The sequence below is a fragment of the Pseudomonas japonica genome (assembly GCF_900188455.1).
Lineage (GTDB): Bacteria > Pseudomonadota > Gammaproteobacteria > Pseudomonadales > Pseudomonadaceae > Aquipseudomonas > Aquipseudomonas japonica.
Window position 1 is genome coordinate 506,223 of sequence record NZ_FZOL01000001.1, and the last position, 26,151, is coordinate 532,373.

Below are 26,151 nucleotides of genomic sequence, written 5' to 3' on the forward strand. Positions count from 1 at the left end.
CAGAGGACTCAACCGCCCAGATAGGCGTCGCGCACCTTCGGATCGGTCAGCAGTGCTTCACCCGTGCCCTGCATCACCACCCGGCCGTTTTCCAGCACATAGGCGCGGTCGGCGATCTTCAGCGCCTGGTTGGCGTTCTGCTCCACCAGGAACACGGTCACGCCGTCGCGGCGCAGCTGTTCGATGATGTCGAAGATCTGCTGGATGATGATCGGCGCCAGGCCCAGCGACGGCTCGTCGAGCAGCAGCAGCTTGGGCTTGCTCATCAGCGCCCGGCCGATGGCGAGCATCTGCTGCTCGCCGCCGGACATGGTGCCAGCACGCTGAGCAAAGCGTTCCTTCAGTCGCGGGAACAGATGCAGCACCTTGTCCATCAGGTCCGGGATCTCGCGCTTGTCGGTGAAGAAGGCACCCATCGCCAGGTTTTCCTCGACCGTCAGGCGCGAGAACACCCGACGGCCTTCCGGCACCACGGCAATGCTCTTGCGCATGATGTGCGAAGAACTCTGGCCGACCAGCTCTTCACCCAGGTACTTGATGCTGCCGCTGTGAGCCTGTGGCGAACCGCAGAGGGTCATCAGCAGGGTCGACTTGCCGGCACCGTTGGCACCGATCAGGGTGACGATCTCGCCCTGGCGGATTTCCACGTTGACCGAGTGCAGCGCCTGGATCTTGCCATAGAAGGTGGAAACGTTTTCGAACTGCAGCATTTACGCTTCCCCCAGGTAGGCTTTGATCACGTCAGGGTTGTCGCGGATCTGTTCCGGCGTGCCATCGGCCAGGGGCGTGCCCTGGTTGATCACGACGATATGGTCGGAAATGCTCATGACCAGCTTCATGTCGTGCTCGATCAGCAGCACGGTGACGTCGTGGGATTCACGCAGGTACGCGATCAGCGCCTTGAGGTCCTCGGTTTCCTTGGGGTTCAGGCCGGCCGCGGGCTCGTCGAGCATGATGATGCGCGGTTGGGTCATCATGCAGCGGGCGATTTCCAGGCGGCGTTGCTGACCATAGGCCAGGGTGCCGGCGGTGCGGTTGGCGAATTCGGTCAGGTTGACCTTCTCCAGCCAGTACTGCGCCCGCTCCATGGCTTCCTTCTCGCTGCGACGGAATGCCGGAGTCTTGAACAGACCCGCGAGGAAGTTGGTGTTGAGATGGCGGTGCTGGGCGATCAGCAGGTTTTCCAGGGCGGTCATTTCCTTGAACAGACGCACGTTCTGGAAGGTCCGCACCACGCCCTTGCGGGCAATCTGGTGACCGGCCAGGCCCTGGATCGGTTGGCCGTCGAGGAGGATGGTGCCGCCGCTGGGCTTGTAGAAGCCGGTCAGGCAGTTGAACACGGTGGTCTTGCCGGCGCCGTTCGGACCGATCAGGGCAACCACCTGTTTTTCCTTGACGGTCAGGGCCACGCCGTTGACCGCCAACAAGCCGCCGAAGCGCATGCTCAGGCCGCTGACTTTCAGAATTTCGCGGCTCATCGACGCAGCTCCATGTGTGGACGTTGCATAGGCAGCAGGCCCTGCGGACGCCAGATCATCATCAACACCATCAGGGCGCCGAACATCAGCATGCGGTACTCGCTGAAGTCGCGCATCAGCTCAGGCAGCAGGATCATCACGATGGCCGCGAGAATCACGCCCAGCTGAGAGCCCATGCCGCCGAGCACGACGATGGCGAGGATGATCGCCGATTCGATGAAGGTGAACGACTCCGGTGTCACCAGACCCTGGCGAGCGGCGAAGAAGCTGCCGGCGAAACCGGCGAAGCAGGCACCCAGGGTGAACGCCGAGAGCTTGATCACGGTCGGGTTCAGGCCCAGCGCGCGGCAGGCGATCTCGTCTTCACGCAGCGCTTCCCAGGCACGTCCGATCGGCATGCGCAGCAGGCGGTTGATGACGAACAGCGCGAGCAGCGCCAGCAGCAGGGCCACCAGGTAGAGGAAGATCACCTTGTTGATCGAGTTGTATTCCAGCCCGAAGAACTCGTGGAAGGTCTGCATGCCCTCGGCGGCCTTGCGTTCGAAGGTCAGGCCGAAGAAGGTCGGTTTCTCGATGTTGCTGATGCCGTTCGGACCGCCGGTGAGGTCGGTCAGGTTGCGCAGGAACAGACGGATGATCTCACCGAAACCGAGGGTCACGATGGCCAGGTAGTCACCGCGCAGGCGCAGTACCGGGAAGCCGAGAAGGAAGCCGAAGGTGGCGGCCATCAGGCCGGCGATCGGCAGGCAGACCCAGAAGCTCAGGCCGAAGTAGTGCGAGAGCAGCGCGTAGCTGTAGGCCCCGACGGCGTAGAAACCGACGTAACCCAGGTCGAGCAGGCCAGCCAGACCGACCACGATGTTCAGGCCGAGGCCGAGCAGGACGTAGATCAGGATCAGGGTGGCGATGTCGACCGCGCCGCGCGAGCCGAAGAACGGCCAGACCAGGGCGAGCACGATCAGGCCGAGGATGATGTAGCGCTGGGTCTTCGGCAGGGTCAGGTAATTGCTGACCTTGGGCGGGATCAATGGGCCGCGGTCACGCGAACGCATCGCCGCGCTCCACTGCTTGTCGAACAGCACGCGCAGGAACATCAGCACCGAACACAGGGCGATCACGCCGAGGGTGAAGGGACCCTGGCCATGCACTTCCAGGTTGATGCCGACGATGCTGAGTTTCAGGCCAAGCACCGGGAAGGCCACGGCCCAGACCAGCAGGGCGCTGAAGAACGCCGCTTTGAGATGTCTGTTCATACTTTCTCAACCTCCGGACGGCCGAGGATGCCGGTCGGACGGAACAACAGGACGAGAACCAGCAGGCCGAACGCCACGACGTCCTTGTACTGGTCACCGAAGATGTCAGCGCCGAAGGCTTCGGCCACACCCAGCACCAGGCCGCCGAGCATGGCGCCCGGGATACTGCCGATGCCGCCGAGCACTGCCGCGGTGAAGGCTTTGAGACCCACCAGGAAGCCCGCGTTGGGGTTGATCACGCCGTACTGCATGCTCAGCAGCACCGCGGCCACGGCTGCCAGGGCGGCACCGATGACGAAGGTCAGGGCGATGATGTTGTTGGTGTTGATCCCCAGCAGGTTGGCCATCTTGATGTCTTCGGCACAGGCCCGGCAGGCCCGGCCCAGACGCGAGCGGGAGATGAACAGGGTGAGACCGGTCATGGCGATCAGGGTGACCACGAAGACCAGGATCTGCATGTAGGAAATCAGGACTTCTTCCGCGCCGCCCGGGCCGAAGGAGATGCTCCCCGGGATCAGGTTGGGAATGGATTTGTCCTTGGAGTCCTGGGAAAGCAGGACGGTGTTCTGCAGGAAGATCGACATGCCGATGGCGGAAATCAGCGGGATCAGGCGGTTGCTGTTACGCAACGGCCGGTAGGCGACCCGTTCGATACTGTAGCCATAGGCACTGGTAACGACGATCGTCGCGAGGAACGCGGCGGTCATCAGCAGCGGCAGAGAGTGGATACCCATCATGGCCAGTCCGGCAAGGACGATGAAGGCCACGTAGGAACCAATCATGTACACCTCGCCATGGGCGAAGTTGATCATTCCAATGATGCCGTAAACCATTGTGTAGCCAATGGCTATCAAGGCATAGGTGCTGCCAATGGTCAGACCATTAACCAGCTGTTGGAAAAAGTGATAGATCTCAGGCATTACAGCGCTCCTAAAAACCTGATACGCATTTCGCTGGTGGGTCTGTACCCGGCACGGTCTTGTGGTCTGGGGCCACTTCGACGCATGCGCTGCCAGGGAACCGCTGGTGACGGTTTTAAGATTTTCAGGTGAACCCGATCCCGGATCGCGGGAAACGGGTCCATGAACCTCGTAAAACAAAGCCCACTGCTCGCACAGTGGGCTTTTCGGTCATGTGTCAGACGGTATTACTGAGGGGAGACTTCGGTTTTCGGTTTGCCGAAATGCCATTCGTAGACCACGAATTTGAAGTCTTTCAGGTCGCCTTTTTCGTCGTAGGACAGTTCGCCGGTCGGGGTCTTGAAGGTACCGGCATGGATGGCCGCGGCTACCTTGTCGGTGTCCTGGCTACCGGCTTTCTTGATGCCCTGGGCGATCAGCTCGACAGCCGAGTAGGCCGGGAACACGAACGGACCGCTAGGATCCTTGCCGTCGGCCTTGATGGCGTCGACGATCTTCTTGTTCTCCGGGTCGGTGTCGAAGGACTTCGGCAGGGTGACCAGCAGGCCTTCGGAAGCGTTCTGGGCGATCTGCGAGATGGAGTCGTTGCCGACGCCTTCCGGACCCATGAACTTGGCGTTCAGGCCTTTTTCCTGCGCCTGACGCAGGATCAGACCCAGTTCCGGGTGGTAGCCGCCGTAGTAGACGAAGTCGACGTTGTTCTGCTTGAGCTTCTGGATGATCGAGGAGAAGTCCTTGTCACCGGCGTTCAGGCCTTCGAAGACGGCAACCTTGGTGCCTTTCTTCTCCAGGGTGGACTTGACTGCGGTGGCGATGCCTTCACCGTACTGCTGCTTGTCGTGCAGGACCGCGACGACTTTCGGCTTGACGTGGTCGGCGATGTAGTTGCCGGCGGCAGGGCCCTGGGCGCTGTCCAGGCCGATGGTGCGGAAGATCAGCTTGTAGCCGCGAGTGGTGATTTCCGGGCTGGTGGCAGCCGGGGTGATCATGATCACGCCTTCGTCTTCGTAGATGTCGGACGCTGGCTGGGTGGAGCTGGAGCAGAGGTGACCGATGACGAACTTGACGCCGTCGTTGACCACCTTGTTGGCTACGGCCACGGCCTGTTTCGGATCGCAGGCGTCGTCGTATTCCTTGGCTTCGAGCATCTTGCCATCCACACCGCCGGCGGCGTTGATGTCCTTGATGGCCTGTTTTGCACCGATGAACTGCATGTCACCGTATTGAGTCACCGGACCGGTCTTCGGGCCGGCGATGCCGATCTTGATGGTATCGGCGGCGAAGGAATGGCTGGCGACGCCGGCCAGAACCATCGCGGCGAACAGCTTGGAAATCTGTTTAGTAGCCTTACTCATAGTGCTCCACTCATTCTGTTGTAATTTTTATCGTCCTTGCGCCAGGGCAGAGGACCTGACAGACCCGGTACGGCCACGCCGTATCGCAGCCTGACTTTCCGGTTTCGCCCCCGGTGAATGCCCTGGCAACTGTACCGGTACAGTGTAGAGCGCTGCTTCATCGCTTGAAAAGCAGGCCCGCCGAGGCAAAAACCGCGGGTGTCGCCTGGTCGACATAAAGATACAAAAAAGCGTCTTCTGCTCGTCCGGAAGTGTCCGGAAACGTTTGGCTTCGTTGATCCTGCCGACCAATTACTTATTTGAAACTGGGTTTTTCTGCAAAAATAACGGCCTTTCATTTGAGCCGGATTATTTTTGGTGGAACCCATGACTGATGAACCAAGCACCCTCTATGCCAAATTGCTCGGCGAGACTGCGGTAATCGAGTGGAAAGCCTTGGAGCGTTTTTGGGCAAAGGGTGACCTGATTTGGGTCGACCCTTGCCTCGACCTGATCGAAGTCGCACAGGCAATGGCCGAGAATCGTGCCGAAAGCGTGGCCCTGTGGCGTAATGCTGGCACTGTCGGAGCGGTCAGCTCGGAGCAGGCACTTGACCTGCAGAACCGCGATCCAGAGATCTGGGCGGTGGTGGTTTCGCCGTTCATCGTGATCCAGGAACGCAAATCGCTGTAAGCCGGCTCTTATTTGGTGCGCAAAAACGCACAGCCAGACCATTTTGGTGCGTGAGACCGTTCAAGCAGGGTGACGGTTGGTAACAGTCCCCTCGCACCCTGATCGGGCGGTAACAGTCGGCACGGGTAAAAAGCGGCACCAATGAAAACGGGGCGTCCGATGGACGCCCCGTTTCTGTCTGCGCGAAAACTTAGTAGTCGACTTTCCCGGTATGGCTATTGAGGGAAATGACCTTGGTCTTGCCGATGCGGTGCCGATAAATTTCACGCAAATATTTCACCGCCTTCTTCACGCACTCCCGCGACAGGCGAATATCGTTGATCGACACGAACTTGTTCTTGTCATTGATCAACTCGCGGTACTTCTTCTCGTACATCGGTTTGATCGCGTACCAGTTGGTATCGAGGATCTTCGCTGGATTCTCGAATTCGTTGAGCAACTCGTCGATGCGCTCGTCCTCGAATTCCTCGCGGGTGATGAAGTCGAGGATGGCGTTGTCCAGCGTCTCGTCGAAGCGGTAGGGCGCCCTGGCGAAGCAGCGCTTGATGAAGGCCACGATCAGGGTCAGGAAATCATCCGACAGGCACGGGCTCTTGGCGATCAGGGTGGTCAGCGACAGGTTGGCCGAGGCGCCGATCACCAGGGCGTAGCGTTTCAGGGTGGTGTTGGGGAACAGGTTGTTGAGGTGGGTCTTGAGCCGGTTCAGGTCCATGTAGGACAGCTTGTAGTCCTTGGGCAGCGAGACGATCGAGACCACCGACGAACAGTTCTTGAAGAAATGCAGGTCATGCAGCGCCGCGGCGTCGCAGCCGGAGTTGCGGTACTGCTCCAGGGCGGCGCGGTAGCGTTTCGACTCGATCGGCAGCAGGCTGATGCCCTCGATGGCCTGGGTGTCCTTGTTGAAGTGCGGCAGGTCGATGGAGCGGAAGAACAGGTCGTCGATGTTCAGGCGTGGCTGTTCCTTCTCGAACACCTTGAAACCTTTTTCCGAATTCTGCCCCGGGGTTTCCGGGACTACGGATTCGGCGTAGGCGATTGCCACGGGGCCGGCCAGGCTCATGAACAGGTCGTTGGCGTCGAGGCGGATGGTCTCGCCGATGTCGATGCCGGCGCGGCGGAAATAGTTCTGGTCGTAGTCGGTGGTCACCGCCTGGGCGGTGAGGATGTTGAAGATCTGCTGGGAGATGTACTGGTTGGCGTGCTTCTCCATGGCGTTGACGTCGATGTTCTGGATATTGCCGTCGTCGCTTTCTTCGGCGTAACGCATGATGTCGTTGGAAATCAGCATCATCGCGTTCCATGGACGGATACGCCCCATCACGCTGGCTTCGCTGCTGTCTTCGTTATCGAAGTTGTAAGAGAAGTCCCATTCTTCCGACAGGTATTTGCACAACAGGCGGCCGGCGTTGATGTGCAGGGCTTCGGACATCTCGCTGCGATGATCGGAAATGTTCGGCAGCACGCAGATGCCGCTGGTGAAGATCGGCTCGAAGACGAACGAATGACCCGCCTCGCCATCCTGCTCGTCGGCCGGCTTGGTGTCGAAGGTCTTGTTCATGTAGGAGAACTGCTGGGCCAGACCGAATTCCGAGGCCATGCCCGAGCCGGTGCCGCCGCCGGCGCTGAAGATATAGAAGTACAGCCGCGACTGGTTGGCCTTGATCCCGCAGGAGTCGATCAGGTACGAGTGGATCAGTTTCCAGTCGGCGCTGGAGAAGCGATGGGTTTCCTTGTTGAGGATGATCTTCGCCAGATACTGGCCGAGGATCGGCGCGTTACCGGCACCACCGGCGTGGACCTCGGACAGGTCCATGATCTTCATCTTGCTGTAGTCGCGCAGAAAACCGCTCTTCTCACCCTTGCGGGAAAAACGAATGCGCCCGGCGATGTCCTTGTCCAGGTCGCCGAGCATCACCAGCGGCTCGACGAGAAACACCGGCTTGGCGCTCTTGGCCTGGACCAGACGCAGGTTGTTGCGGATCCAGTGCGCGGGATTCCAGGTCGGATCGTTGCCGGCGCGGTCGTCGTTGTTGAATTCGTTGAGGTAGAAGGTCCGCGCGTTGTAGACCAGCTCGGCGACGTCCAGGGCGATGTTCGAGCCGCAACGACCCAAGCCGATCAGGCACACCGAAGGGAACTGCTGATCCAGGCGCAGTTGCGCATCGTCCTCGACATGCAGGCTCGGCGGAAACACCAGGTCACGCAGGCCGTCGAGGTTGTCGAGGATGCGCTGGGTGTCGGGTTCGGTGAAGTACAGGTATTGCTGTGGGCTCAGCGTGGGCTGGCTGTAATAACTGCGGGTCCCGTAAGAAGTGGGCGCGGTGGCTGAAAGCAGCTCGGAAATCACGGTGGCAGGAGTATTCTTGGAGGTCATTTTGCGCCATGTGCCTGGGGGGAAGGCCTTTCAACAGTCGATATCATTGAGCCATCCCTGGATAAGTTTCGCGACTGTATCAGCGCGTCTCTGGCGTGAGCGATAGGGTTTTACCCTATAAACCCTAGGGGTTTTCCCGTCGTGCCAGTTTCTGAATCGTCCAACCCGTCAACTTCTTTAATTGTCTGGAGCTGTAGATGAGCAATTCACTGCCTTTGTCCCTGGGGTTCGCCGGTATCGGCCTGATGGGCCTGCCCATGTGTCGCCGGCTGCTGGCGGCCGGTCATCAGTTGACCGTGTGGAACCGCTCGCCGGACAAATGCGCGCCACTGGTCGAGGCGGGCGCCCGTCAGGTCGAGACCCCGGGTGAACTGTGCGATGCCGCCGATGTGGTGATGCTGTGCCTGGCCGATACCGGCGTGGTGCGCGAGGTCGTCTTCGGCGATGCCGGCATTGTCAGCAAGGCCAGGGCCGGTCAGTTGCTGGTGGATTTCTCCAGCCTCGAACCCACGGCCACTCGGGACATGGCCGCGCAGTTGAAGGCCGCCACGGGCATGAGCTGGCTGGATACGCCGGTATCCGGTGGCACCCCGGGAGCCGAGGCGGGCACTCTGGCGATCATGGTCGGTGGCGAGGCGACGGACCTTGAGCGCGTACGTCCGGCGCTATTGGCGCTCGGTCAACGGGTGACCCATATGGGGGGCGTGGGCGCGGGGCAGGTGACCAAGGCCTGCAACCAGATGATCGTGGCCTGCAATGCCCTGGTGATCGCCGAGGTGGTGGCGCTGGCCGAACAGTCCGGAGTCGATGCCAGCCTGATCGCCGAGGCCCTGGCCGGTGGCTTCGCCGATTCGAAACCGTTGCAGATCCTCGCTCCGCAGATGGCCGAGAGTCGCTTCGAGCCGGTGAAGTGGCATGTGCGCACCTTGCTCAAGGATCTCGATACCGCGGTGAAATTTTCTCGGGAGCAGGGCTCGGCGACGCCACTCAGCGGCCTGGCCGCGCAGCTGATGCGCCTGCATGGCAGTCAGGGTTATCTGGAAAAAGATCCTGCGACGCTGATTGATCTGTATCGCAGCAAGCCATGAGGCTGTCCTCGCGGTGGTTCAGGGTCGTGAGCACACCGCGCAGGTCCTCCAGCGGCACCGGGCGGCTGAGCAGGTAGCCCTGGATCGCATCGCAGCCCAGTTGCTGGAGGAAATCGTACTGTTCTTCGGTTTCCACCCCCTCGGTGATCACCTTCAGGTGCAGGGTGTGGGCCATGACCATGATCGCCTGGACGATGTTGTTGTCGGCCCGTGAGCGCGGCACGTCCTGAATGAACGAGCGATCGATCTTCAGGGTGTCCAGTGGCAGGCGCTTGAGGTAGGCCAGGGAGGAATAGCCGGTGCCGAAGTCGTCGATGGACAGCGACACGCCCTGTTCGCGAATGCGTCGCAGCAGGGCGATGGTGCTGTGGATATTGGCCATCAGGGCGTTCTCGGTGACTTCCAGCTCCAGGCGCCAGGCCGCCAGCCCGGCGCCGTGCAGGGCGTCCTCGACTTCCTGGGCTAGTTCCTCGCGACCGAGGGTGAGGGCCGAGCAGTTCACCGTGACCTTGAGGTCGCCGAAGCCGTGCTGGCTCAGTTCCGCCAGGTCGTGGCAGGCCCGTCGCAGCACCCACAGGTCGAGCTCGGCGATCAGGCCGTTGGTTTCGGCGATGCCGATGAAGCGGTCGGGACTGAGCAGGCCATGCTGCGGATGCTGCCAGCGGATCAGCGCTTCCAGCTTGCTCACCTTGCCGCTGGCGAGCTCGTAGATCGGCTGGTAGTGCAGGCACAGGCCGAGGTCTTCGTGCAGGGCAATGCGCAGTTCCTCTTCCAGTTGCAGTTCGAGCGTGGCGCGGGTCTTGAGGTTGTCGCTGAAGAAATGCGCCTTGTTGCGCCCGCTGCCTTTGGACTGGTACAGCGCCAGGTCGGCGTGCTTGAGCAGTTCGTCACAGGTGCTGCCGTCGGTGGGGTACAGGCTGATGCCGATGCTGGTGGTCATCACCATGCGCCGTCCGCCCAGGTCGATGGGGTCGCGGACTTTCTGCAGGATGCGCAGGGCGAGGCCGCGAGCCTCTTCCGGATGTTTCAGATAGAACAGGATGCAGAATTCGTCGCCACCCAGGCGCGCCACCACATCCTGGGCGCGGGTGGCGGAGTTGATGAGATGGGCGATGGCCTTGAGCAAACGGTCGCCGGCGTCGTGGCCGAGGCTGTCGTTGATGCGCTTGAAGTGATCGATGTCGAGGAACATCACCCCCAGCATGCCGCCGGCCTGGGCCCGTTCGGCGAGGCGTTCGGCGAAGATCTGGTTGAAGCCGCGACGGTTGACCAGGTTGGTCAGGGCGTCGTAGTGCGCCGCCTGCTGCAGCGAGACCCGGGCCTGATCCAGTTGGCTGAGCAGGGTGTTGACCCGGCGCAGGTCCTGTTCCTTGCTTTGCAGCTTCTTGTCCGACAGCGCCGCACTGATGCAACTGCCACTGATCAGCAGGGTGATCACGGCGATGGTCAGGCTCAGTTGCAGGCTGTTGTCGGTGACGGTCATCTGCGGTGCGGTCCCGCCCGGGAGAATCAGGCTCAGGGCGCACATGCCGGTGTAGTGGGTGGCGATGATACCGGCGGCCATCACCACGGCGGCGCTGTACTTGAACAGCAGCGGGGAGGCGCTGCGTCCCTGGCGCAGGTAGCGTGCCATCAGCAGCGGCAGCAGTGCGGCGACCAGCGCCACCACCACCGAGGCCAGCACCAGGGTCGGGTCGTAGTACTGCTGGGCGTTGGAGCGCATCGCGGCCATGCCGGTGTAGTGCATGATCGCCACCCCCGCAGCGACGCACAGCGCCGCCATGCAGTAGTGACGGGTGCTTGGCAATGGTTGGCCGAGAAAACTCATGGCCAGCAGCGCGGCGAACAGCATGATCAGCAGCGACACGCCGGTGAGGAACATGTCGTAGTGGACGTCCAGTGAGGTCTCGAAGGCGAGCATGCCGATGTAGTGCATCGCCCACACGCTGCACGCCAGGCAACAGGCGCCGAGGACTTTCCAGCGCCGGCGCGCGCTGGCCTGTTCCGCATCGCCGATGCGCTCGATGATGTCGAGGGTGGCGAAACTGCCCGCGCACATCACCAGATAGGCGAGCAGGATCAGGTAGGGATTGTGGTGAGCCTCGATGGCGAAGTGTCCGGCCGGGTGTGCGGCGAGCAGCCTGTGGAGCCAATCCATAGCGCGCCTCTCAGTTCAGTCGAGTTTGCACTCGTCCCCCAAACCGCCTGGAGACTCTTTTGGAATTGAGTATAGAAAGACCGACTGATGCCATCGGAGTTAATGGCAGATTGATTTCAATGATTGGGGTATAAGCGTTATCGCCGATAGTTCTAATGGCGCAAATAGTTACAATTGCCCGTCCTCAGCCCGATGGATGATGGCAGACAGTGCCCGGATTGCCCTCTAGATTCTCAGCGGCGTGCAGCGCACACCAAGAAAAACGACGAGGGATCGAACGATGCACAGCCCCACCCAAGCGGCCAATGCCTGGCGCATTCTGTTCCTGCTGTTCCTGGTCAACCTGTTCAATTTCTTCGATCGGACCATTCCCGCCATCGTCATCGAGCCGATTCGCCTGGAGTGGCACCTGAGCGATCTGCAGATCGGTCTGATCGGTACCGCCTTCACGCTGGTCTACGCCATCGCTGGCCTGCCGCTGGGACGCCTGGCCGATACCGGGTCGCGGCGCAAGGTGATGGGGTGGGGGCTGACGGTGTGGAGCGGGCTGACCGCGGTCAATGGCATGGTCGGCAGTTTCTGGAGCTTCCTGCTGGTGCGCATGGGTGTGGGGATCGGCGAGGCCAGCTATGCGCCGGCGGCCAACTCGCTGATCGGCGATCTGTTTCCCGCCGAGCGTCGCGCACGGGCCATGGGGATCTTCATGCTCGGCCTGCCGCTGGGGTTGCTGCTGGCCTTCTTCAGCATTGGCGCGATGGTCCAGTACTTCGGCAGCTGGCGCGCGCCGTTCTTCATCGCCGCGGTGCCGGGGCTGCTGCTGGCGGTGTTCGTGTTCTTCATCCGCGAGCCGGCGCGGGGTGCCGCGGAAACCGTGGCCTCGTCGCAGGCACCGCTGGACCGGCCGCTGCGTCGGGTACTGAGCATTCCCACGTTTGGCTGGCTGGTGCTGGCGGGGCTGGCCTACAACTTCGCCAGTTATGCCTGCAACTCGTTCATGGTGCCGATGCTGCAGCGCTATTTTCAGTTGCCGCTGCAGCAGGCGGCGGTGGCGACCGGGGTGATCGTCGGCGTGACTGGCCTCATCGGCCTGACCCTGGGTGGCTGGATCGCCGACAAGGTTCATCAGCGCAGGGCCAATGGACGCCTGCTGTTCGGCGCTTTCAGCATGCTGGTGGCGACGCTGGGCACCGGCATCGCGCTGTATGCCGGGCGGGTGGAGATCGGCGTGTTCGTGGCCCTGTTCGGCATCGGCTGGCTGTTTGCCTACAACTTCTACACCTGCGTCTACACCGCCATCCAGGACGTGGTCCAGCCGCGTCTGCGGGCGACGGCGATGGCGCTGTTCTTCGCCGGACTGTATCTGCTGGGCGGTGGGCTGGGGCCGGTGGTGGTGGGGTCGTTGTCGGACCATTACGCCAAGGCGGCGATGCTGGAGGCGGGGGCGGTGGAGATGTCCGAGGCGTTCAAGGCGGTCGGCCTGCATGATGCCATGGGGCTGATTCCGCTGGCGCTGCTGATGACCCTGGTGTTCCTGCTGCTGGCGGCGCGGAGTTTTGCCCGGGATGCGCAGCGGATGAAGGCGGGGATGCTGGAGGAGGGGCAAATGGAGGCAGGCAAGGCAGCCGAGGCCACTTAGTTTTGCGTGGACCCTGCGGGAGCTGGCAAGCCAGCTCCCGCAGGGTTTTGTGTTGCTGGCGGGATCAGGTCGGAATCAACCGGCGACCAGAACCCGAATCGCCTCCAGCCGCAGCGCCGCCTTGTCCAGCATTGCCAGACCATCCTCGCGCAGCTTGCGCAGCGCCACGATCTCGCTGTCGCGTACCGTCGGGTTGACCGCCTGCAGCGCGGTCAGGCGCGCCAGTTCCTCGTCGGTTTCCGCCGCCAGGCGTCGTTGCGCTTCAGCCACGCGCTCGTCATGACGCGGCATGACCTTGGCTTCGCCGGCATTGATACGGGGCGTCAGCACGTCGCGCTGGGCCTGGATGAACTTGTTGGCGCTGGCTTTCGGCACGCTTTCCAGCTGGTCGTTGAGGGTTTCGAAGGCCACCCGCGGTGCCAGGTCGTTGCCGTTGGTGTCGAGCAGGCAGCGCAGTGCCGCCGGTGGCAGGTAGCGACCCAGTTGCAGCGCCCGCGGGGCGACCACTTCGCTGACGTAGAGCAGTTCCAGCAGCACGGTGCCCGGCTTGAGCGCCTTGTTCTTGATCAGCGCGACGGCGGTGTTGCCCATCGAGCCGCTCAGCACCAGGTCCATGCCGCCCTGCACCATCGGGTGTTCCCAGGTCAGGAACTGCATGTCCTCGCGGGACAGCGCCTGGTCACGGTCGTAGGTGATGGTCACGCCCTCGTCGTCGCCCAGCGGGAAACTGGCGTCGAGCATCTTCTCGCTCGGCTTGAGGATCAGGGCGTTTTCCGAGTGGTCCTCGCTGTCGATGCCGAAGGCGTCGAACAGGGTTTCCATGTAGATCGGCAGGGCGAACTGGTCGTCCTGTTCGAGGATCGCCTCCACCAGCGTCTGGCCTTCGCCGGCACCGCCGGAATTGAGCTCCAGCAGACGGTCGCGACCGCTGTGCAGCTCGGTTTCGAGACGCTCGCGCTCGCCGCGGGCCTCGTCGATCAGCGCTTGCCACTGGCCGTCATCGGTGTCTTCCAGCAGCGGCAGCAGGCGTGGGCCGAACTGGTGCTGCAGGGCGTTGCCGGTCGGGCAGGTGGCGAGGAACGCGTTCAGGGCCTGGTCATACCACTGGAACAGACGCTCCTGCGGGCTGTTCTGCAAGTGCGGAACGTGCAGTTCGATGGTGTGCTTCTGGCCGATCCGGTCAAGACGACCGATGCGCTGCTCCAGCAGGTCCGGGTGCGCCGGCAGATCGAACAGCACCAGATGGTGGGCGAACTGGAAGTTGCGACCTTCACTGCCGATTTCCGAGCAGATCAGCACCTGGGCGCCGAATTCCTCGTCGGCGAAGTAGGCCGCCGCGCGGTCGCGTTCGAGGATGCTCATGCCTTCGTGGAATACCGTGGCCGGGATGCCGGAACGCACGCGCAGGGCGTCTTCCAGGTCCATGGCGGTTTCGGCGTGGGCGCAGATGACCAGGACCTTGACCCGCTTGAGCATCTTCAGGGTATCGATCAGCCAGTCGACCCGCGGGTCGAAGCGCCACCAGCGGTTTTCCTCGTCGCTGTCACCCTGGGCCTGGAAGCTGACTTCCGGGTACAGCTCGGCGTGCTCGCCGACCGGCAGTTCCATGTATTGGTCGGGGCAGGGCAGCGGGTAGGCGTGCAATTGACGATGCGGGAAACCCTGCACCGCGGCGCGGGTATTGCGGAACAGCACGCGGCCGGTGCCGTGGCGGTCCAGCAGTTCGCGGATCAGGCGGGCGCTGGCCTGGGTGTCGCCATCGTTGACCGCGGCCAGCAGCGCTTCGCCCTCGGCACCGAGGAAGCCCTGGATGGTGGCGTGAGCCTTGTCTGAAAGGCGGCCGTTGTCGAGCAGTTCCTGAACGGCTTCGGCCACTGGGCGATAGTGCTCGCTCTCGGCGCGGAAGGCGGCCAGGTCGTGGAAACGGTTCGGGTCGAGCAGGCGCAGACGGGCGAAGTGACTGTCCTGGCCCAACTGTTCCGGGGTCGCGGTCAGCAGCAGGACGCCGGGAATGACCTCGGCGAGCTGTTCGACCAGCGCGTACTCCGGGCTGACCTGGTCTTCATGCCAGACCAGGTGATGCGCTTCGTCCACCACCAGCAGGTCCCAGCCCGCGGCGAACAGCGCGTCCTGGGCCTTGTCGTCCTCGGTCAGCCATTCCAGGGCGACCAGTGCCAGTTGCGCGTCCTCGAACGGATTGCTGGCGTCGCTCTCGATGAAACGCTCGGCATCGAACAGGGCGACCTGCAGGTTGAAGCGCCGGCGCATTTCCACCAGCCACTGGTGCTGGAGGTTTTCCGGAACCAGGATCAGCACGCGGCTGGCACGGCCGGAGAGCAGTTGGCGATGGATCACCAGGCCGGCTTCGATGGTCTTGCCCAGGCCTACTTCGTCGGCCAGGAGAACCCGAGGGGCGATACGGTCGGCCACTTCACGGGCAATGTGCAGCTGGTGCGCGATCGGCTGGGCGCGCACGCCGCCCAGGCCCCACAGCGACGACTGCAACTGGCGGCTGGTGTGTTCCAGGGTGTTGTAGCGCAGCGAGAACCACGAAAGCGGGTCGATCTGCCCGGCGAACAGGCGGTCGCTGGCCAGGCGGAACTGAATGAAGTTGGACAGTTGGGTTTCCGGCAGGGTGCGCGCCTGGTTCTGCGCGTCGAGGCCGTGATAGACCAGCAGGCCGTCGATCGTCTCGACTTCGCGAACGGTCAGTTTCCAGCCTTCGAAATGGGTGATCTGGTCACCTGGCGAGAAGCGCACCCGGGTCAGCGGGGCGTTGCGCAACGAGTACTGGCGTGTATCGCCGGTAGCCGGGTAGAGCACGGTCAACAAGCGGCCGTCCTGTGCCAGAACGGTACCCAGACCCAGCTCGGCTTCGCTGTCGCTGATCCAGCGTTGTCCCGGTTGATACTGCTGCGCCATACTGCCTGACTCCCGCCATGAAAAAGCTGACTATCTTAACGGATAGCGGCATCCAGGCCAAAGATTCCGGCTATCGAGCGGCCGAGCGGGCGTCGATACCCGTTCGTCGAGCACTGCGCGGCATCCTGCAATATTGCTTGTGGACGCTGGTCGAAGGCTCAAGCCTGGATAGAACGAGCCGATATAACGGGTGACAGGAGACCGAACGCCATGCTGCCACCGCTGATTCCGCTGAGCGCTGCCCCCATCACGCAGCAAATGGACCCGGTCAAGCCGACCCCGGACATCAAGCCCGTGGTGCCGACGCAACCTTCCTCCAGCGAGGGCGCCATCGACCTCAAGCACCGCGACCCGGAGCAGGCCGCGCTGTTGCTGCGCGAGGAGCAGCGTCGCCGTCAGGGCCAGCGCCATGGCCAGCAGGCCGCCGACGAGTCCCCCGACGATCCGTACCATCCGCTGCCCGGCGATGACCTGAACGCCGACAAGACCGTGCCGGTCGCCCCGCTGATGGGGGGCGAGAACCGCCAGGGCCTGCTGGTGGACATCGAAGTCTAGTCGGCTTCATCATGATGCCTTCGCTGTCCGCCTCCGAGCCCACCATGAGCCAAGACGACAACCTGATCGATTTCGGCGCCGAGCGCGCCCGTCGCATTCACGACCTCAACGACAAACGCCTGAACGAAGTGCGCAAGGCCTTCGAGCAGGCCATGCCGATCGCCAGCGCGAAAAAGCCGAAGAAAAAGCCCAAGGGCAAACCCGGCAAGCGCTGAAAATCTTGATGCAGGTCAAACCTGCACCCGCCTTCGGCGCCCGCTCGTGGCGCCATTGATTTCGGTCAATTTTCCCTCCCGGCACATTCGCTACTGTTCACTCATCGGACAGGCACAGGCAAATGGAGGCCGACATGTTCTTCGATAATGTGGTTGTCGCTGGCGTCGTCACGGTCGGATTGATGTTTGTTTTCTTCGCCGGTTTTGGACTTTTCATCTGGAAGGACTCGCAGAAGCGCAAAGACCGCTGATCCTTCCCGATACAACGAGCACGCAAGGCATTTAGGGCGACTTCGGTCGCCCATTTTTTTTGCCTGCGATTTTTCCTGTCCGGCACCGCACCCCGGTTTCCCGCTCAGGGTTGCTGGCGCGTCGCCGCCAGGACGATTTCACGAATGCACACGTGCTGCGGCTGCTGGTAGGCATAGGCGATGGCACTGGCCACATCGTCGGCCGCCAGTACCTGGCCGCCCATGTCCTGCTGCTTCCATTGCTGGTAGCCCTGCTTGATGCCCTCGTCGGTGGTGTGGCCGAGCAGCTCGGTTTCCACCGCACCCGGGGCGATGGTCACCACCCGCACGTTGTGCGGCGACAGCTCCTCGCGCAGGTTCTCGGAAATCCCGTGCACGGCGAACTTGGTGCCGACGTAGGCCACGTGGTTGGGGAAGGTCTTGCGTCCGGCCACCGAACTGACGTTGATCAGGGTGCCGTGGCGGCGCTCGATCATCCCGCCCACCAGCAGGTGGATGCCGTTGAGCAGGCCCTTCACGTTGATGTCGAGCATGCGCTCCCATTGCTCCGGGTCCTGTTCGTGCATATGACCGAGGAGCATCACCCCTGCGTTGTTGATCAAGGCATCGGCCGGGCCGAAGGCGGCCTCGGCTTCGCGCACGGCGGCGGCGAAGGACTGGCGATCGCGGATGTCCACGGCGCGGCACAGGCTGTTGGGCAGGTTCAGCGCCTGCATCCGTTCCAGGCGCCGGGCCAGCAGCAGGAGCGGATGGCCGGCGGCGGCGAACAGGCGGGCGCAGGCTTCGCCGATGCCGGAACTGGCACCGGTGATGATGATCAGGGGCTTGAGCATGATGACCTCCAAGGCATAATCGAATTGAATGACTGAATTCTATTGAGCGCGGAAAGGCTTGAGAAACGGCTTATTCCGCTGGCTGGCATCGGAAAAGACTATGGATATACGACACCTGAAAGCGTTCATCGCCGTCTTCGAGGAACGCAACATCACCGCCGCCGCCCAGCGCCTGTGCGTGGCGCAGCCATCGCTGTCGGTGACCATCCGCCAGTTGGAAGACGAACTGGGCGTGCAGTTGTTCCGGCGTCAGGCCCGTGGCGTGGAGGTCAGCGAGCCGGCGCGGGTCCTGTATCCGCAGGCGCAGCGCATGGTGGCCGAGGCCGAAGCCCTGGGCAGGCAGTTCCGCGAAGGGCGCCGGCAGATTTCGCTGCAGTTGGGGATCGAGGCGGATATCGCCGCGGCTCATGTGGAGTCGTTCATTCGCATGGCGAGCGCGGCGCTGCCGCCATTGCAACTGACCCTGCTCGACGGTTGCGCCGGCGATGCGCGCCTGGGCGTGGAGACCCTGTGCTGCGAGGACGAACTGTTCCTGCCGTTGTGGGAGGAGCCGTTCGTCCTGGCGCTGCCGGTGGCCGGCAGCGGACAACGCTGGATCATCTGTCCGCGGGACGCTTCTCACCAGCGCCTGCTCGGTTTCTACGGCGAAGCGGCGCAGGACGCGGTGGGGCAGGCGGCGACCCTGCAGCAGGCGGTGTATCTGGTCGCGGCGGGGCTGGGCCAGGCGCTGCTGCCGCAATCCCTGGTGGAGCACCATCCCGGTGTGCAGTGGCGCCCTTGCCCGGGCGCCGCGCCGAGTCGTCGGGTCGGCCTGTGTTATGCCGCCCAGGCCCTGCAACTGCCGGCACTGGCGCAGTTGCAGGCGGTCCTGGGCGAGCCCGGCACTCAGAGGAACATGCCGCCGGAGACCTCCAGACGCTGACCGGTCACCCAGCCGGCACCCTCGCTGGCCAGGACGGCGATGGCCGCACCGATGTCGTCCGGCAGGCCGACCCGGCCCAGTGCTGTATTGCCGGCGATGAAGGCGTTGACCCCTTCGTTGTCACGCACCACGCCGCCACCGAAATCGGTCTCGATCGCCCCAGGCGCGAGGATATTCACGCGGATGCCGCGGGCCCCCAGTTCCTTGGCCTGGTAGCGGGTCAGCACTTCCATGGCGCCTTTCATCGCGGCGTAGGCGGCATAGCCGGGCAAGGCGAAGCGAGTCAGGCCGGTGGAGATGTTGATGATCCGGCCGCCGTCGGCGAGCAGCGGCAGCAGGTGCTGGGTCAGGAAGAACGGACCTTTGAGCTGGATGTTCAGCAACTGGTCGAACTGCGCTTCGCTGGTCTCGGCGAAGGGCACGTTGATGCCGATCCCGGCGTTGTTCACCAGCACATCCAGGCTGTTCCGGCCAAAGTCGTTCTCCAGGGTGTCGCGCAGCCTGCTGGCGAAGGCGGCGAAGCTGGCGCTGTCGCCCACGTCCAGTTGCAGCATGGCCGCGCGGGCGCCGGACTGTTGCAGGGTGCTCACCAGCGTCTGCGCCTCGCCGGCCTTGCTGTGGTAGGTGCCGATAATGTCGAAACCCTGTTTGGCCAGATGCAGTGCGGCGTTCTTGCCCAGGCCACGGCTGGCGCCGGTGATGAGTGCGATCTTGCGGGACATGTGCGGTACCTCGTTGGGTGACATTGACGTTGAGGGAAGTCTATTGGTCGTTGTTTTCCTGATAGATCCACGAATTTCGGAAATACTGTTCGCCATCCTCGAACAATAAGGTGTCCGCCCATGCTCAAGCCGGAACTGTTGCGTACCTTCATCCGGGTCAATGAACTGGCCAGCTTCACCCTGGCCGCCGAGCAACTGGGCCTGCCGCGCTCCACCGTCTCCGAACAGGTCCGCACCCTGGAAAGCCAGCTCGGCGCGCGCCTGTTCAATCGCTCGACGCGGCGGGTGCAGGCGACCCAGGACGGTCTGCAACTCTACGAGCGGAGCAAGGAACTGCTCTCGCGCCTGGAGGAAATCGAAGGCCTGTTTCGCGCCGATCCGGCCGATCTCAGCGGCTGTTTGCGGGTCGACCTGCCAACGCGCATGGCCCGGCGCATCATCCTGCCGCGTCTGCCGGAGTTCCTGGCGCGCCATCCGGGGCTCAGCGTCGAGGTCAGTTGCACCGATCGCCAGGTCGACCTGCTGCGCGAGGGTTTCGACTGTGTGCTGCGCATCGGTGCGCTCAGCGACCTGGCGGTCGTGGCACGGCCACTGGGACGTCTGGCGATGGTCAACTGCGCCAGTCCCGCCTACCTCGAGCGTTATGGCACGCCGACATCGCTGGCGGACCTGGGCCATCACCAACTGGTGCACTACGTGCAAACCCTCGGTACTCGCAGCGCCGGTTTCGAGTATCAGCACGGCGGTACGACCCACTTCGTGGAAATGGCCGGTGCGATCACCGCGAACAACACCGATGCCTATGAAAGCGCCGCGCTGGCCGGATTGGGGATCATCCAGGTGCCGCATGTCGGCGTGCGCGACTACCTGGCGTCCGGGCGCTTGCGCGCTTTTCTGCCGGCACACGTACCGCCGAGCATGCCGATTTCACTACTCTACGCCCGCCAGCGCTACCTGCCGCCACGTGTGCGTTCGTTCATGGATTGGCTGGCGCAGTTGCTGACGGCGCAGCTCGATCCAGTGGCAGATACAGACTGAACAGGGTTCCGGCCTCGGCGGACGAGCGCACTTCCATGCGTCCGCCATGGGCCAGGGCGATCTGCTTGGCGATATACAGGCCCAGCCCGAGACCGACCTGCGGCGCATCCGAGGCGGGATGGGAGAACGGCTCGAACATCTGCGTCATGATCGCGGGGGCGATGGGCTCGCCGGTGTTGTGCACGCTGAGGATGAACTGATCGTCGAGGATGCCTGCGCGAATCCTGATCGGCCCGCTTTCGTCGCCATGCTGCAGGGCATTGGCGATCAGGTTGGAGAGCACCTGGCAGATGCGCTCGCGATCGCAATTCAGTTCCGACAGGTCGCCGATGTCCAGTTCGATCACGCGCAGCGGATGCACCCGCTGCAGTTCGGCGGCGACGTGCCGCAGTGCCTGGTCGAGGTCGGGGCAGGGCTGGATGTTCAGGGTGATGCCGTCGCCCAGGCGACCACGGGCGAAGTCGAGGACATCGCGGACCAGTTGGGTGGCGCGATGGCCGGAGGTGAGGATGTGCTCGGCAATGGTTCGTGAGCGCTCATCGGTCAGGCGCTTGCTCAGCAACTCGGCGCCGGCGGTGATGGCGAACAGCGGGTTGCGCAGGTCGTGACCGAGCACGGCAATGAACTTCTCCCGCAGACCGGCGATTTCACGCTCCTTTTCCAGGGCAATTTCAGTGCGCTGGGCACTTTCCTCGCTCTCGATCTGGATCGACAGCAGGCGCGCGAAGGCCTCCATCATCGGTTGGATCGCGCTACCCCTGAGCGCGTGCGGCAATGGGTCGAGGGCACAGATGGTGCCGAAGAAACTGCCGTCGCTACGCAACAACGGTACCGCGATATAGCTTTCGAAACCGTACAGGCGCGGTGTCGGGTGTTCGCAGTACTCGTGGTCTTCGCTGGCGCGGTCGATGACGATGGTCTTTCGCGCCAGGCGGATCTCGTTGCACAGAGTGGTGGACACATCCAGCTCGCCGCCCACGGTCACCCCGAATCCCAGTGTGTCGAGCACCGCCAGGGCCGTCCAGCGCGCTTCGGTGACCCGGGCGACGGCGGCGAAGCGCAGCCCGGTGGTTTCGCTGATGACCTGCAGAATGGCCGGAATCACGCTGATCCGGCCAATGGTAGCGCTGTCTGAAAGGGGGGCATTTTTCATCAGGAATCGAACACCGGACACAAGCGTGGATGCCTAGTGTAGCGAGCATCCACAGCTTGGAAGAAAATTCGGCACAAGCGGTAGGCAATTTCCAGTACCCTTGGAACATTCGAGCATTCCCATCAGAGGACTGCCCCTTCTCTTGCGTGCCAACTCCTTTCGACCTGCATCCAGTCGGGTGTTTTCAGCGAGGTTTGACATGCACATCACTTCCCAGGCCATCTGCGCCGCCGCCGACCAGCTCAAGGGCTTCGTCGGTTTCCACCGCAAGCTCGGCAAACACATCGTGCGTTTCAGCGAGGACTCGTTCGGCATGGACGTGGCCGACGACAGCATCACCCCCAGCAGCGAGTTCGTCTGGCAGGCCGGCGAGGGCGAGGTCATGACCCTCAGTCGCGAACTGATCGATGTGTTGCTGGAGCAGAACGTCGATGACCGCCTCAATGTCAGCGAGCCGCTGCGGGTCTATCAGCGGCGTCGCGACCTGCCGGAGATCATGGCCCAGCGTCGGCGCCTGGCCTAGCCGGCCCGGTCGTGGCTTAGCGGATGGCGTTGCAGCAGTGCCTCGAACGCTTCCTGCTCCAGCGGCCGGCTCAGATAGAAGCCTTGCACTTCGTGGCATTGCTCCATGCCGAGGGCGAGCAGTTGCTGCTCGTTTTCCACGCCCTCGGCCGTCACCGTCAGGCCCATGGCCTTGCCCAGGTTGATGATGGCCTGGACCACGGCGCGGTCGTTGTTGTCGCTGCTGAGTCCGGCGACGAAGCGCTTGTCGATCTTGATGCTGTCGAACGGGTAGGTGCGCAGGTAGCCCAGCGAGGAGTAGCCGGTACCGAAATCGTCCATGTTCAGGCGCACGCCGAGCTCTTTCAGGGCATTCATGGTACCCAGCGCACCTTCGATGTCGTTGAGCATGACGTTCTCGGTGATCTCCAGTTCCAGGCGTTGCGCGGCGAAGCCGGTCTCGACGAGGATCTGGCGGACATCGGCGACCACATCGCTGCGCGAGAACTGCGCGGGTGACAGGTTGACCGAGACCAGCAGCGGCGCTGGCCAGTCCCGGGCGATCTCGCAGGCGCGGCGCAGCACCCAGAGCCCCAGGGGGACGATCAGGTCGGTCTGTTCGGCCAGGGGAATGAACGTGTCCGGGCCGAGCAGACCTTCGACCGGGTGCTGCCAGCGCACCAGCGCTTCGACCGAGACGATTTCCAGGGTCTGCAGGCGGTAGCGCGGCTGGAAATGCAGAACGAATTCGTGATTCTTCACCGCCCGGCGCAGATCGTTCTCCAGTTGTCGGCGGTACTGGATCTGCTGGTTCATCTCCACCGAGAAATAGCGCCAGGTGTTCTTGCCCTCGGCCTTGGCCTGATACAGGGCGACATCGGCACAGCGAATCAGCTCGCCGGCATCGAAGCCCTGCACGCGGGTCTGCGAGATGCCCAGGCTGGCGCCGATGTGCAAGCCATGCTCTTCATAGTGGATGGGCTGGTGCAGGCTTTCGATCAGGCGTGCGCAGAAGCGATCGATTTCGTTGCGATTGTCCATATTGGCGATGACCAGGACGAACTCGTCGCCGCCCAGGCGCGCCACCAGGTCACCATCGCGGGTGCTTTCCCGCAGGCGTGCGGCCACCTCCAGCAGCACGGCGTCGCCGGCGGTGTGGCCGAGGGAGTCGTTGATCGGTTTGAAACTGTCCAGATCGAGCAGGATCAAGGTCAGTGGCGTCGCCTCCTGGCCTTTGAGCAGGGCCTGTTCGAGGAAGCGCGAAAGTTTGTTGCGGTTGGCCAGGCCGGTCAGGGCGTCGTGCATGGACAGGTGCTGGATGCGCGCATGGGCGGCGACTTCGTCGGTGATATCGCTGGCGGTGCCGCGAAATCCCGCGGGTTTGCCGTTTAATCGAATCGGCCGCGCCGAGAGTCGGCAGAAACGCAGCACATTGTGCTGGTCGCGGTAGGCGCAGCGCAGGTGGGACGTCTGTTGGCCGGTGGGGTCGTCGAGGTCGTCGAGCCAGGCGCCCAACGGGGTGGTATCGCCGCTGAGCAGCAGGTTCAGCGGCTGGCCGAGCCAGTCGCTGGTTTGGTAGCCGGTGACGTCCACGAAGCGTTGCGAGAGATAGGTCAGGCGTTGTTGTCGGTCGGTTTCCCAGATCCAGTCGGACGCCGCTTCGGCGACCGCGCGAAAACGCTGTTCGCTGGCTTCCAGCGCCTGATTGCTGGCCTGCAGATGGTTCAGGTTGTCGTCGATCTGCCGCGAGGTGCGCAGCGCATAGCGGAAGAACCACACCATCAGCAATGCCAGCACCAGCATGGCGCCGAGCAAGGGCGGCAACATGGCCCAGAGCAGATGATCACCCGGGCGCGCCGTAGTCCACTGCAGGCTGTAACCGAGCGGATCGAGGGACAGCGATGGCGTATCCGCGAATTGCTGGTCCTGCCTGACGATGTGCATGCCGCTGAGGCCGGCGTCGTCGGCCAGGTTGTCCAGTTTGGACTGGGTCAACTGGTCGACGAACAGCAACACCGACGTGGTTTGCGGATCGACATCGAGCACCTTGTTGTCCGGGCGGATCGCTGCCGCGGTGAGGATGGCGGGCCAGCCGTTGAACAGTACGTAGCGGCTCAGTTGCCCACGCTCCGCGGCCAGGGCGCGGGCTTGCGCGATGATCGCCGCCAGCGGGGCGTCGAGATAGGCGCTGACCGCTGCTTCGCTCGGTTGCCCCTTGAAAAGAGCGTACTTGGTGCGCTGGTCATCGACGACGAAGACCCCTTCATAGCCGCTGGCGCGGTACAGCGATTCGCCGATGTTCTTCTCTATATACGCCCAGTGCCGGTCGGCTTCCCCATCGAGGTGCTGATAGGCGGCATCCCACACGGCATAGCTGGAAAGAAACTGCCGGGAAGCGTCGAGTCGCTGCTGCAGGGCCTTGTCGGCGTAGAAGGTACTCTTGCTGCTTTCGCCCTGATTCAACTGATAGGCGATCTGGAACAGCGCGCCCAGCGCGACGGCGCAAGCGAGGGTGAACAGCAGCGCAATGGCGGCAATCAGTTTGCGTGCGTGCAGCCTTGGACGCGAACTGCTGGAAGGGGTACTGGCGTTCCTGTCCATGGTGTGCCGATCCTGTCGGAAAAACACCCGCGGCACAGGCGTCGCGCGGGCGAACTTCACTCAGGATAGGCGACTCTCGCGGCGCTGCTGTCCGCGCTGGCGAAATTGACCTGATCGCGGCCATTGTTCTTGGCGGTATACAGGGCACGATCGGCTTCATTGAGCCAGGCGACCGGATCATCGAAGTCGGTGCGGCAGAGGGCGAGCCCGATGCTCAGGCTGATTCGCAGCGCCGGCTGGGATTCGTCTCGGTAGCTGGCGACCCGCTGACGCAGGCGCTCCATGATGCGCATGGCCTGTTCCAGGGTGGTTTCGGGGAGGATCACGCAGAACTCGTCTCCTCCGTAGCGCCCGGCCAGATCGTCCTCGCGCAGGTTGCCTTTCAGTTCCTTGCTCAAATGACGCAGCACGGCGTCGCCGACCACATGTCCGTAGCTGTCATTGATGCCCTTGAAGTGATCGATGTCGATGATGGCGATCACTGCACTGCGACGTTGCTGCTGGCAGGTCTGGAACTTGAGTTGCAGCAGATCTTTCCATGAGCCGTGGTTGAGCAGGCCGGTGAGGCTGTCGGTACGGCTCAGGGCGCTGAGGCGGCGTTTGTGCTCGGCGAGCTGGATCGCCAGGCGATAGCACACCCAACCCAGGGCCAGCGGGTAAAGCGTCAGCATCGGCAGGCAGGCATAGACCTGCTGGGTCGTGCTGACCAGTTGCAGACCCGGGCCGAATATCGCCAGGCCCAGCAGGATGCCGGCAACCTGGGCGAACAAGCCGCGCAGGAACAGGCGCTGTCCGCCGGCGGCAACGTTGTTCATGGTCATCATCGACAGGATGGTGACGCTCGGCAGCGGATTGAACTGCATCGCGGCGGCCCAGAAGCCGCCGGTCATGGAGTCGATCAACAGGCTGCGCTGCTCGGTCTGGTAGGGCGTCGGTGATCGGAGTCCGAGCAGATAGGCGACATGGGGCCAGGCCAGCCCGTTGAAGAACATGGCGATCCAGACCCAGGTGGGTGGGTCGAGGGGCGCCATACCGGTGTAAACGCCGAGCAAGCCGATGCCCATGCCGATGGTGCGCGGTGCATGGATCCTTCTGACAAATGAAAGTCCCTTGCCTCGTTTGTTGTCCGTCATGGTGGTCGTATTTTCCAGGGGGCGCCGTTTATCGCATAAAGCGTCGGACATTGTTGAATAATCGCACTGGCTCAAGAATGGCCTTGTGAGCCATTTGAACGGTGATCGGGCACTCGCTTGTCGGCTTCTATATAGAAGAGCGATTTCGTGCTGGAAGGGGCGTGAAGCCAAGTACGTGAAATTTTTGAAAATTTTCGAAATATTCCCTTGACGGGGTTTTCTGAATCGGTAGAATGCGCCCCCACAGACAGCGAGCAATCGCCGATGTAGCTGAAGCAAGTGTTTGAAGTTGAACGAGAAATTCTGAAAAACTTCAAAATAAACGCTTGACAGACTTAGAGGAAAGCGTAGAATGCGCGCCTCGGTTGAAG

Annotated in this window: 23 protein-coding genes; 10 read left to right on the forward strand and 13 right to left on the reverse strand. The window is 62.8% G+C overall.

Annotation, left to right across the window (positions count from 1 at the left end; translation table 11 throughout):
• Positions 1 to 8 precede the first annotated feature (8 nt).
• From CHB99_RS02180 to CHB99_RS02200, 5 genes are all read right to left on the reverse strand, one after another.
• Positions 9 to 710 carry an ABC transporter ATP-binding protein gene (locus tag CHB99_RS02180; RefSeq protein WP_042122837.1) on the reverse strand — a complete coding sequence of 234 codons (702 nt, stop codon included), beginning with the start codon at positions 708 to 710 and terminating at the stop codon, positions 9 to 11.
• Positions 711 to 1,478: a high-affinity branched-chain amino acid ABC transporter ATP-binding protein LivG gene (livG, locus tag CHB99_RS02185; RefSeq protein WP_042122838.1), complete on the reverse strand. Its 768-nt coding sequence runs from the start codon at positions 1,476 to 1,478 to the stop codon at positions 711 to 713.
• Positions 1,475 to 2,731, reverse strand: coding sequence for a high-affinity branched-chain amino acid ABC transporter permease LivM (locus tag CHB99_RS02190; RefSeq protein WP_042122840.1), 1,257 nt, complete (start codon positions 2,729 to 2,731; stop codon positions 1,475 to 1,477). Before CHB99_RS02190 ends, livG begins: the two co-directional genes overlap by 4 nt.
• The gene (gene livH / locus CHB99_RS02195) at positions 2,728 to 3,651 is read right to left on the reverse strand and encodes a high-affinity branched-chain amino acid ABC transporter permease LivH (RefSeq protein ID WP_042122842.1); all 924 of its coding nucleotides are present in this window, start codon (positions 3,649 to 3,651) and stop codon (positions 2,728 to 2,730) included. The genes CHB99_RS02190 and livH overlap by 4 nt, the downstream gene beginning before the upstream one ends.
• Positions 3,652 to 3,878: 227 nt before the next feature.
• A complete protein-coding gene (locus tag CHB99_RS02200; RefSeq protein ID WP_042122844.1) occupies positions 3,879 to 5,006 on the reverse strand; it encodes a branched-chain amino acid ABC transporter substrate-binding protein in 1,128 nt (375 codons plus the stop codon).
• A gap of 366 nt (positions 5,007 to 5,372) precedes the next feature.
• Here CHB99_RS02200 and CHB99_RS02205 point away from each other — a divergent pair, with 366 nt between their 5' ends.
• Positions 5,373 to 5,678, forward strand: a complete 306-nt coding sequence (locus tag CHB99_RS02205; RefSeq protein ID WP_042122846.1) for a DUF2288 domain-containing protein — start codon at positions 5,373 to 5,375, stop codon at positions 5,676 to 5,678.
• Between the two features lie 190 nt (positions 5,679 to 5,868).
• On the opposite strand, the gene CHB99_RS02210 is transcribed toward CHB99_RS02205, so the two are convergent.
• Positions 5,869 to 8,052, reverse strand: a complete 2,184-nt coding sequence (locus tag CHB99_RS02210; protein ID WP_042122848.1) for a hypothetical protein — start codon at positions 8,050 to 8,052, stop codon at positions 5,869 to 5,871.
• A gap of 197 nt (positions 8,053 to 8,249) precedes the next feature.
• Between CHB99_RS02210 and CHB99_RS02215 the strand changes: the two genes are divergently transcribed.
• Positions 8,250 to 9,140, forward strand: coding sequence for an NAD(P)-dependent oxidoreductase (locus CHB99_RS02215; protein WP_042122849.1), 891 nt, complete (start codon positions 8,250 to 8,252; stop codon positions 9,138 to 9,140).
• On the opposite strand, the gene CHB99_RS02220 is transcribed toward CHB99_RS02215, so the two are convergent.
• Positions 9,040 to 11,298 (reverse strand): bifunctional diguanylate cyclase/phosphodiesterase, encoded by a 2,259-nt coding sequence (locus CHB99_RS02220; RefSeq protein ID WP_042122850.1) that lies wholly within the window; start codon positions 11,296 to 11,298, stop codon positions 9,040 to 9,042. The genes CHB99_RS02215 and CHB99_RS02220 overlap by 101 nt on opposite strands.
• Positions 11,299 to 11,578: 280 nt before the next feature.
• On the opposite strand from CHB99_RS02220, the gene CHB99_RS02225 reads away from it, so the two are divergent.
• Complete coding sequence (locus CHB99_RS02225; protein WP_042122851.1) at positions 11,579 to 12,934, forward strand: spinster family MFS transporter; 1,356 nt, start codon at positions 11,579 to 11,581, stop codon at positions 12,932 to 12,934.
• Positions 12,935 to 13,009: 75 nt separating this feature from the next.
• On the opposite strand, the gene rapA is transcribed toward CHB99_RS02225, so the two are convergent.
• Positions 13,010 to 15,856, reverse strand: a complete 2,847-nt coding sequence (rapA, locus tag CHB99_RS02230; protein ID WP_042122852.1) for an RNA polymerase-associated protein RapA — start codon at positions 15,854 to 15,856, stop codon at positions 13,010 to 13,012.
• Positions 15,857 to 15,873: 17 nt separating this feature from the next.
• Between rapA and CHB99_RS29725 the strand changes: the two genes are divergently transcribed.
• From CHB99_RS29725 to ccoM, 4 genes are all read left to right on the forward strand, one after another.
• Positions 15,874 to 16,050, forward strand: a complete 177-nt coding sequence (locus tag CHB99_RS29725; RefSeq protein WP_156994709.1) for a hypothetical protein — start codon at positions 15,874 to 15,876, stop codon at positions 16,048 to 16,050.
• 16 nt (positions 16,051 to 16,066) lie between these two features.
• Positions 16,067 to 16,411: a hypothetical protein gene (locus tag CHB99_RS02235; RefSeq protein WP_042122853.1), complete on the forward strand. Its 345-nt coding sequence runs from the start codon at positions 16,067 to 16,069 to the stop codon at positions 16,409 to 16,411.
• A gap of 44 nt (positions 16,412 to 16,455) precedes the next feature.
• On the forward strand, positions 16,456 to 16,626 hold the full coding sequence (locus CHB99_RS29730; protein ID WP_089266401.1) for a hypothetical protein: 171 nt from the start codon (positions 16,456 to 16,458) through the stop codon (positions 16,624 to 16,626).
• A 134-nt stretch (positions 16,627 to 16,760) separates the two neighbouring features.
• On the forward strand, positions 16,761 to 16,877 hold the full coding sequence (gene ccoM / locus CHB99_RS30305) for a cytochrome c oxidase subunit CcoM (RefSeq protein WP_042122864.1): 117 nt from the start codon (positions 16,761 to 16,763) through the stop codon (positions 16,875 to 16,877).
• 104 nt (positions 16,878 to 16,981) lie between these two features.
• On the opposite strand, the gene CHB99_RS02245 is transcribed toward ccoM, so the two are convergent.
• Entirely contained in the window at positions 16,982 to 17,710 is a 729-nt protein-coding gene (locus CHB99_RS02245) for an SDR family oxidoreductase (protein WP_042122865.1), read from the reverse strand.
• A gap of 100 nt (positions 17,711 to 17,810) precedes the next feature.
• Here CHB99_RS02245 and CHB99_RS02250 point away from each other — a divergent pair, with 100 nt between their 5' ends.
• Entirely contained in the window at positions 17,811 to 18,632 is an 822-nt protein-coding gene (locus CHB99_RS02250) for a LysR family transcriptional regulator (RefSeq protein ID WP_042122856.1), read from the forward strand.
• On the opposite strand, the gene CHB99_RS02255 is transcribed toward CHB99_RS02250, so the two are convergent.
• Positions 18,596 to 19,354: an SDR family NAD(P)-dependent oxidoreductase gene (locus CHB99_RS02255; protein ID WP_042122857.1), complete on the reverse strand. Its 759-nt coding sequence runs from the start codon at positions 19,352 to 19,354 to the stop codon at positions 18,596 to 18,598. The genes CHB99_RS02250 and CHB99_RS02255 overlap by 37 nt on opposite strands.
• Positions 19,355 to 19,474: 120 nt before the next feature.
• Here CHB99_RS02255 and CHB99_RS02260 point away from each other — a divergent pair, with 120 nt between their 5' ends.
• Positions 19,475 to 20,392 carry a LysR family transcriptional regulator gene (locus CHB99_RS02260; RefSeq protein ID WP_042122858.1) on the forward strand — a complete coding sequence of 306 codons (918 nt, stop codon included), beginning with the start codon at positions 19,475 to 19,477 and terminating at the stop codon, positions 20,390 to 20,392.
• Here the strand turns inward: CHB99_RS02260 and CHB99_RS02265 are convergent.
• On the reverse strand, positions 20,331 to 21,545 hold the full coding sequence (locus CHB99_RS02265; protein WP_042122860.1) for a GAF domain-containing sensor histidine kinase: 1,215 nt from the start codon (positions 21,543 to 21,545) through the stop codon (positions 20,331 to 20,333). The two genes, CHB99_RS02260 and CHB99_RS02265, sit on opposite strands and share 62 nt — an antisense overlap.
• A 199-nt stretch (positions 21,546 to 21,744) precedes the next feature.
• On the opposite strand from CHB99_RS02265, the gene CHB99_RS02270 reads away from it, so the two are divergent.
• A complete protein-coding gene (locus CHB99_RS02270; protein WP_042122861.1) occupies positions 21,745 to 22,068 on the forward strand; it encodes a DUF2025 family protein in 324 nt (107 codons plus the stop codon).
• Here CHB99_RS02270 and CHB99_RS02275 read toward each other — a convergent pair.
• Both CHB99_RS02275 and CHB99_RS02280 read right to left on the reverse strand, forming a co-directional pair.
• A complete protein-coding gene (locus CHB99_RS02275) occupies positions 22,065 to 24,647 on the reverse strand; it encodes a bifunctional diguanylate cyclase/phosphodiesterase (protein ID WP_042122862.1) in 2,583 nt (860 codons plus the stop codon). The genes CHB99_RS02270 and CHB99_RS02275 overlap by 4 nt on opposite strands.
• A 56-nt stretch (positions 24,648 to 24,703) precedes the next feature.
• Positions 24,704 to 25,780 (reverse strand): diguanylate cyclase, encoded by a 1,077-nt coding sequence (locus CHB99_RS02280; protein ID WP_042122863.1) that lies wholly within the window; start codon positions 25,778 to 25,780, stop codon positions 24,704 to 24,706.
• Between the last annotated feature and the right edge of the window lie 371 nt (positions 25,781 to 26,151).